This window comes from Halomonas sp. 707D4, from assembly GCF_024158685.1.
Taxonomy (GTDB): Bacteria; Pseudomonadota; Gammaproteobacteria; order Pseudomonadales; family Halomonadaceae; genus Vreelandella.
In genome coordinates, this window is record NZ_JAMZBD010000109.1 from 1 (window position 1) to 7,992 (window position 7,992).

At 66.1% G+C, this 7,992-nt stretch carries 6 protein-coding genes; 2 read left to right on the forward strand and 4 right to left on the reverse strand.

What is annotated here, in order from left to right; all coding sequences use genetic code 11:
* A partial coding sequence (locus tag BIS11_RS06685; protein WP_253585849.1) for a glycosyltransferase occupies nucleotides 1-804 on the reverse strand: 804 nt, incomplete at its 3' end.
* A gap of 371 nt (nucleotides 805-1,175) precedes the next feature.
* Here BIS11_RS06685 and BIS11_RS06690 point away from each other — a divergent pair.
* Entirely contained in the window at nucleotides 1,176-2,180 is a 1,005-nt protein-coding gene (locus BIS11_RS06690; protein ID WP_253424671.1) for a porin, read from the forward strand.
* A 100-nt stretch (nucleotides 2,181-2,280) separates the two neighbouring features.
* Here BIS11_RS06690 and BIS11_RS06695 read toward each other — a convergent pair whose 3' ends face one another.
* The 3 genes from BIS11_RS06695 to fdhF are packed head-to-tail and all read right to left on the reverse strand — an operon-like array spanning nucleotide 2,281 to nucleotide 6,967.
* A complete protein-coding gene (locus BIS11_RS06695) occupies nucleotides 2,281-3,360 on the reverse strand; it encodes an aldo/keto reductase (protein ID WP_253424645.1) in 1,080 nt (359 codons plus the stop codon).
* A 47-nt stretch (nucleotides 3,361-3,407) separates the two neighbouring features.
* Nucleotides 3,408-4,001, reverse strand: coding sequence for a DUF1641 domain-containing protein (locus BIS11_RS06700; protein ID WP_253585850.1), 594 nt, complete (start codon nucleotides 3,999-4,001; stop codon nucleotides 3,408-3,410).
* Complete coding sequence (gene fdhF, locus BIS11_RS06705; protein ID WP_253423100.1) at nucleotides 4,001-6,967, reverse strand: formate dehydrogenase subunit alpha; 2,967 nt, start codon at nucleotides 6,965-6,967, stop codon at nucleotides 4,001-4,003. Before fdhF ends, BIS11_RS06700 begins: the two co-directional genes overlap by 1 nt.
* A gap of 268 nt (nucleotides 6,968-7,235) precedes the next feature.
* Here fdhF and BIS11_RS06710 point away from each other — a divergent pair.
* On the forward strand, nucleotides 7,236-7,992 hold a 757-nt coding region (locus BIS11_RS06710; RefSeq protein WP_253585851.1), incomplete at its 3' end, for a metallophosphoesterase.

Sequence of the window (7,992 nt, forward strand, 5' to 3'; positions counted from 1 at the left end):
GTGGCGGGCCAGGCTCGGCTGGTCCAGAAAACCGGTGAAGTGCGCCTCGGGCAGCGCCTTTTGCAGCTGCTCGCGCGCCGGACCGTCGCCGACGATGACCTGGGCCATGTCCGGGCGCACGTCGCGCATCGCCTGGAAGGTCTCGATCAGCAGCGCCAGGTTCTTCTCCGCCGCCAGGCGGCCGGCGTACAGCGCGACCGGCTGGTGCTCGCCGACCTGCCAGCGAGCGCGCAAGGCGCCATCGCGGTGGTGCGGCGAGAAGAGCTCGCCGTCGATCCCGCGCGAGAGCACGTCGACGTCACGAATGCCCTGGGCACGCAGGGCGCTCGCCTGGGCGTGGGTAGGGACCAGGGTCAGGGCGCAGCCGTTGTGGAAGTGGCGCAGGTAGCGTCGGGTGGCCCCGCTAAGCCAGGCCACGCCGTAATCCTGGCAGTAGTGGTCGAAGTTGGTGTGCCAGCCGGCCACGCAGACGATGCCCAGGCGCCTGGCCGCCTGCCGGGCAGCAAGGCCGAGCGGCCCCTGGGTCGCCAGGTACACGACGTCCGGCGGATGGCGCTGCCAGAAGCGGCGCAGCCGCCCGGGGCTCGCCAGGCCCACCTGGACCTCGGCATAGCCTGGCAGCGGCAGCCTGCGTACCTGAAGCTCCTCGCCGGAAAGCGTGGCGCGCTGGCGACCGCGCGGGGCGGGACGCACGACATCGACCGTCACGCCCAGGCCGGCGAGTTCCTGCGCCAGACGGTTGAGCGTATGGGCGACGCCATTGACGTCCGGTGACCATGTTTCGCTCACTATGCAAAGTCGCATCGGCGCCATCCCATGCCCGAAATGTCGTTCAAGCGTGGCGCGTGGCGATGACAGTGGCGGGACAGTCGGGTGAAGAACTCGTGACAGAAGGAGGGCCAGAGAACAGGCCGAATTCTTGTATACAGGATAAATATTTATTTTTTATTACTTTTTAATTAAATTAGGAGAATTTCATGTTTAAACAGTGTTAACACGAAACCTTAAGATAACTGACATGAAACTCGCCTAAGGTTCCCTGCGCTGAAGGATTAGCCATAGAACAGATGCATCGAACGGATGCATCGAACGAATGGCCGGCTTGGGACCGCGCCATGCTGACTTTCAAGAACATCGAGCGGCTGCGGCTGCTATTGACTGCAACGGGAACATTCATGTTGAAGAAATCACTACTGGCACTGGCGGTAAGCGGTTCACTGGCGGCCTCCGGCGCCCAGGCGGCCAAGGTATACGACGAGGACGGCACGGCGGTGGACCTGTACGGGCGCATCGCCATCGGCTTCGAAGGTGGCGGGCGTGACGACGGCGTCGACAACAGCGAAGAGTTTCGCAACTTCGGCTCGCGGCTCGGCTTCAAGCTGAGCCAGCAGATCAGCAGTGATCTTCGCGCCTTCGCCCGCGTGGAGTGGCGCTTTCGCGGCGACGAACGCAGCAGCCCCGGCTTCGACGAGGTGCGCAACAGCTTCCTGGGGATCGAGAGCGCACAGTTCGGTACCTTCATGGCCGGCAACTACAACAGCTTCTACAACGACTACGTCATGAAGCCCTTCGACGTCTACGTGGAGCGCGGCTACGAATTCGCTGGGGGCGGCCTGCAGGCGCGCGGTGACTCGATCGGCTACCTGTCGCCGGAGCTCAACGGCTTCCAGGCGGTGATCACCGCCAAGCACTTCTCCGAGCGCGGGTTGACCGAGGCCGAGCAGACCGACGAAGGCAGCGTCGTCGCGACCCAGGGCGGCGTGGTCTATTCGACCGGCCCGGTGCGTCTTGCCCTGGGCTACGTGGATGACAAGGTGCGCGGCGGCGGCAACGGCAAGGTGCGCTACGGCGCCACGGCGGCCTACGACATGAACGCCGACTTCCAGGTGCGCCTGGGCTACGAAACCCGCAGCGACAGCGACACCTACGGCGGCGGATTCGACAAGGTCGGCCTCGGTGCCACCTACGCCGTCGGCCCCCTTGCCCTCTACGGCGACTACTACCATATCGATCTGGATGGCCAGGACGGCAACCGCGACGCCTGGGCCTTGGGCACCCTGTACAAGGTCTCCAGCGCCTTCGACGTCTTCGCCGAGCTCAACGATGCCGACCTGGATGCGCTCGACAACGTCGGCCAGGACGACCTCTACTACGCCTTCGGCGCCCGTTACCACTTCTGACAACGACAAGGGCGCCCATAGGGCGCCCTCCTTGCGAGTTTGATGTTATCGATCCTTGCCGGCGCGGCTCTCCCGCGCCGGCTTTTTGACGCCGGTCTTTTCAGCGCTCGTCGCTTCGCTTCTCGATGGTCTTGCGGTACTGCTCGATGAACGGCCGCTCGGCCTCGTCGATACGGTCCATGCCGGCGACCACGCGGTGCCAGTAGGGGTACTGGGGTGCCGGGCGGGTGGCGGCTTCGATGCGCGCGATCTCCTCCGGCGTCAGGGTCATCTCGGCGGCGGCCAGGTCGTCGGCAAGGTGCTCCTCGCTTCGCGCGCCGACGATCAAGGAGGTCACCCCCGGGCGATCCTTTAGCCAGGCCAGGCACGTGCGCGGAATCGAGGCGCCGTGGGCTTCGCCGATCTCGGCCAGAAGCTCGATGATGTCATAGGCGCGCTCCATGTCGTGCACGTAGGGCTCCGGCCAGCCGTTGCCCTGGCGGGTGCCTTCCGGCGCCTTCTGGCCGCGGCGTACCTTGCCGTTGAACAGCCCCTCGCCCAGCGGCCCCCACACCAGTGTGCCGACGTTCTGGTCGATCGCCAGCGGCATCAGCTCGTACTCCGCCTCGCGGGATTCCGGCGTGTAGTAGATCTGCTGGCTGATCGGCCCTGCCAGGTTGTGGAGTTCGGCCTTGCCCAGAGTCTTCATCATCTGCCAGCCGGTGAAGTTGGAGGTGCCGTGGTAGCGGATCTTGCCGCTCTGCACCAGGTGATCCAGCGCGTAGAGCATCTCCTCGACCGGCGTCACGCCGTCCCAGTTGTGCATCTGATAAAGATCGATATGGTCGGTGCCCAGCCGCTTCAGGCTCGCCTCGCAGGCATTGATCAGGTGATAGCGCGAAAAGCCGCTGTGGTTGGGGTTGTCGCCCAGAGGGCTTCGAGCCTTGGAAGCGAGAATGATGTCCTGGCGCTTCTCGCCCAGGGCCTTGCCGACGATCTCCTCGGCCTCGCCCATGGAGTAGAGGTCGGCGGTGTCGATCAGGTTCACGCCGGCGTCCAGGGCCAGGTCGATCTGGCGACGCGCGCCGTTCACGTCCACGCTTGCCGCCTTTTCGAAGCCACCGCTGCCACCGAAAGGCACGGTGCCGAGCACGATTTCCGAGACCATCAGGCCGGAATTTCCCAGCGGGCGGTATTTCATGTCGTCAGCCTCCTTGTCGAAGAGAGAATCGATCGTCGCCATGAATATTAGCGATACCTAAGGCTAGAACCCCGGCCGTGTTTGTCAACGTGGGCCGGGGCGGCACTGGGTCCCTCGGTGGGCTTGCCGGTGAAGTCGGTCACCGGCTTGTCCACGGGCCGGTCCAGGCGCTGCGAGAAGGCGCGAAGCCCGGCGGCCAGGGGCTTGATGGCGTGCCAGAGCTCCTCGTCGTTGAGCAGGCGGTAAAGGCCGGTGATGCCCGGGGCCGCGTCACGTTTGGACGATCGCCGATCAAGGTCGGCCTGTTGGCTGGCATCCCCGGCGCTCTCCTCGTGGCGGTGGCGGCTGATCTCTTCGATGGCTTCCTTGGCGGCGAACATCACCTGGTAGAAGCGCTCCGGCGGCAGGGCCGAGAACGCCATGGCCAGCGCCGAGGCGTTCTGCAGGGCGTTGAGGGTGCCGGGCTTGCCGAGTCCGGCCAGCACGATGCGCAGCAGCTCGTGGTTGGAAGCCACCACGTCGTTGGCAAAGCGCAGCACGCCGTGCTCGTGCAGTGTCTGCACGAGCTGGTCGAGCTCCTGGCGGGCGCTCGGATCGGTGGCGGGCGGCGGCGTGACGTCGTGTTCGATTCGCGTGGCCATCACATTTTCCTCGGGTCGGCTTGATGAGCGGGGGGCTGGCGATAATCCTCGTTGGCCCACTTGAGTTCGACCGCCACGCCGTCGTTGGGCGTCCTGTGGCCGAAGCGGTAGTTCGTGGCGGGCAGCGGCGAGCCGGTGCGCCGGTCCAGCACCTCGAGTTTCACCGCGACCTCCTTGTAGGCCGGGGTCTGCACGACCGGGTCGGCGTGCTCGCCGGTCAGGGCGTTCACGCCGAACTTGCCGAAATGGATCGGGATGAACAGGACATTGCCTGCCACGCGCTCGGTGACCAGCGCCGGAAGCTCGAGGCTGTCGCGCCGGGAGGTGATGCGCACCCAGGTGCCGGTCTCGATGCCCCGCGCCCGTGCAAGCGCGGGGCTCACCTCGATGAAGCCCTGGTCGACCTGCGCGCGAATGCCCGGCGAGCACCCGGTCTGGTTGGTGCCCTGGAACTGCTCGAGCAGCCGGCCGTTGTCGAGCATCAGGTCATAGGTGGCGTCTGGCGCTTCGGCCGGGGGCTGCCACTCGAGCGGGAAGAGCGTGGCCCGGCCATCCTCGGTGGGAAAGTCGTCGGTATAGAGCAGCGGCGTGTCGGTGCCGTCCTCGGCCACCGGCCAGAGCAGCGACCGCCAGCCCTCGAGGCGCTCGTAGATCACCCCGGCGAACAGCGGGGCGATGGAGGCGCACTCCGCCATGATCTGGCGGGGGTGGGTATAGCCCCAGTCGTGGCCCATCCGAGCGGCGAGCTCGGTGAGTATCCACCAGTCCGGGCGGCTGTCGCCCAGCGGCTCCAGCACCGGGTAGAAGCGCTGGATGCGCCGTTCGGTGTTGACGAACGTGCCCTCCTTCTCGACGCTGGGGCAGGCGGGCAGCACCACGTCGGCGAACTGCGCGGTGCGGCTCAAGAACATGTCCTGCACCACGAAGAACTCGAGCTTCTCGAAGGCCTGGTGGACGTTGTGGGTGTTGGAGTCGGAAAACGCGGTTTCCTCGCCGATCACCATCATCGCCTTGAGTTCGTCGTCGGCGGCGGCCTGCACCATCAGGAAGTTGCCCAGCCCCTCCTCCAGGGAGAGCGTCTCCGGCGCCACCCCCCAGCCCTTGGCCCAGCGGGCGCGGGCCTTTTCGTCGGTGACGCTCTCGTAGCCCGGGTACATTTCCCGCAGGCAGCCGAAGTCGCTGGCGCCCTGCACGTTGTTGTGCCCGCGCATGGGGTAGCCCCCGGTGCCCGGGCGGCCGTAGTTGCCGGTGACGAGCAGCAGGTTGGAGAGGGCTGTACTGGTATCGGCGCCGTGGCTGTGCTGGGTGATGCCCATGGCCCACAGCAGGCACACGCTCTTGGCGCGACCGATCAGTTCCGCGGCCTCGATCAACTGCGCCTGGGGAATGCCGGTGATCTCTTCGGCGAAGGCCAGGGTGAAGGGTTCGAGCGAGGCGCGGTAGGCATCGACATCGTTGACCCGGCGGGCCAGGAACTCGCTATCCGCCAGGCCGTGATCGAACATGTAGCGCGACAGCGCCGAGGCCCAGACCAGGTCGGTGCTGAGGTTGGGGCGCAGGTACAGGTTCGCCCGCTCGGCCATTTCATGCCGGCGCGGGTCGACCACCACCAGCTTCTGGCCCCGCCGCTTCTGGGCGGCCTTGATGCGCGAGGCGATCACCGGGTGGTTCTCGGCGGTGTTGCTGCCCACCAGCACGACGACTTCGGCCTGCTCGATGTCCTCGATGGTGCCGGCGTCGCCGCCGTAGCCCACGGTGCGAAAGAGCCCCTTGGTCGCCGGGTTCTGACAGTAGCGCGAGGAGTTGTCGACGCTGTTGGTGCCGATGATCAGCCGGGCGATCTTCTGGGTCAGGTAGGCCTCTTCGTTGCTGGCCTTGCTGGAGCCGATGAAGCCGAGTGCGCGCGGGCCGTGGGTATCGCGCACCTCCAGCAGGCGCCGGGCGACGAGCGTCAGCGCCTCGTCCCAGCTCGCCTCGCGAAAGCGGCCGTTCTCGCGAATCAAGGGGGTGGTGAGGCGCTGGTCGCTGTTGACGAAGTCCCAGGCGAACTTGCCCTTCACGCAGGTGGAAATGCCGTTGGCCGGCGCCTGTTCGGTGGGCTGGACCTTCAGGATGTCCCGGTCCCGGGTCCACATCTCGAAGGAGCAGCCCACGCCGCAGTAGGTGCACACGGTCTTGGTGCGCTTGAGGCTGGGCTGGCGCCAGGCGGCGTCGAGCTCGGACACCGCGGTGATGGGCCGTGCACCGATGGTTTTCTCGAGCCCCTTCACCGCGTCGATCATCGGGCGCTTGAGCGACCAAGGCAGGGCGGTGAGCGGCCCGGTGCGCCCGTACATGGTGTTCTCCTGGAGCGCGTTGCAGGGACACACCGTCACGCAGTGGCCGCAGCTCACGCAGCTGGAGTCGTCGATCGCCCGGCCGCCGTCCCACAGTACCCGCGGATGCTCGCTGGCGTAGTCGATGGAGAGGGTCTCGTTGACCTCCACGTTCTGGCAGGCCTCGACGCACTGGCCACACAGGATGCACTGGTCCGGGTCGTAGGTGTAGAAGGGGTTGGAGGTGTCCTTGGCGTGGGGCTTGGGCTCGAAGGCGTAGCGCTGGACGGGCGGGTTCATCTCGACCACGGCGTTGTGCACCCGGCAGTCGCCGTTGTTGTTCTCGCAGACGCTGCAGTAGAGCTCGTGCTTGGCCAGCAGCCGGTCGAGCCCTTCGGCGCGGGCGGCGACGGCCTCCGGGGCGGCGCTCGACACGCCGAGCCCCTCCTCGCTCACCAGGGTGCAGCCGCGAACGAGTTCGCCGTTCACCGCCACCCAGCAGGTGTCACAGGTCTGAAGCGGGCCCAGGGCCTTCTGGTAGCAGACACTGGTCAGCGAAACGCCATGCCCGTCGAGAAAATCAATGAGCGGTTCGCCCTCGTTTCCGCCGAGTGGCGTGCCGTCGAACAAGATCGTACACGGTCGAGTCATCGGGTGTTCCTCCATGGAACCCTTGTTTTTATGCTGCCGGTACACGCCTCGCTGCACGCAAGGGGCGGTCTCGCGGCGCGTCTTCTGCAGTGTCACCGCCTCCACCATGCCAGGGCGACAACCTAGGTTAAAGCCGCGCTCTTTCGTCATGCGCCGAAAGCCGCGCGTTACAAAACGTCATGAATACTGGTAATAGTGGGACGACCGCGACGAGGGCGCCTTCACGGCGAAGGCGTCGCCAATGCTTGAACACCCAAAAGGAATGGTCATGTCGATATCCCCACGTGCCCCTTGGCGGGCAACGCCGCTGGTAGCGGCCATGCTGGCGCTCAGCCCGGGCGTCTTCGCCGCCCCCTTCACGCTGACGATCTATCACACCAACGACCTGCACGGACGCACCGACCAGTACCCGCAGCTGGTCACGGCGCTGGCGAAGGCGCGCGCCGAGTACGGCGAGGGGCTGCTGCTCGATGCCGGCGACATCTTTTCCGGTACGCTCTATTTCAACGAGTTCAAGGGGTTGGACGCCGTCGAATTCATGAACCTGATGGGATACGACGCCTTCGTGCCCGGCAACCACGAGTTCGACCTGAACGACCCGGAGAGCGGCCACCAGGCGCTGGCCGCGTTCTTCGAGGCCGCCGACTTTCCCATCGTCGGCGCGAACCTGGACTTCTCCGCCGCGCCGGAATTCAACGCGCTGCTGGGTGAGTCGATCGGTACCGAACCGCAGCCTGGCCACCTGTACGACGGCGTGATTCTCGAGCAGGGCGGCGAGCGCATCGGCGTGTTCGGTCTCAGCACTCAATCCAGCGAAACCGTCTCGAGCCCGGGCAACGTCACCCTTGGTGACTACCGCGCGGCGGCCGAGGCGATGGTGGCGGCGTTTGACGCCCAGGGCGTGAACAAGATCGTCGCGCTGACCCACCTGGGCTTCGACAGCGACCCAGCCGTGGGCAACGACCTGCTGCTGGCCCGGCACGTCGAGGGCATCGACGTCATCATCGGCGGTCACAGCCACACCC

Excerpts from the sequence above, each read along its gene's own strand:
- BIS11_RS06700 (WP_253585850.1), bottom strand. The coding sequence starts at position 4,001 with ATGGCCACGCGAATCGAACACGACGTCACGCCGCCGCCCGCCACCGAT.
- BIS11_RS06690 (WP_253424671.1), top strand. The coding sequence starts at position 1,176 with ATGTTGAAGAAATCACTACTGGCACTGGCGGTAAGCGGTTCACTGGCG.
- BIS11_RS06695 (WP_253424645.1), bottom strand. The coding sequence starts at position 3,360 with ATGAAATACCGCCCGCTGGGAAATTCCGGCCTGATGGTCTCGGAAATC.
- fdhF (WP_253423100.1), bottom strand. The coding sequence starts at position 6,967 with ATGACTCGACCGTGTACGATCTTGTTCGACGGCACGCCACTCGGCGGA.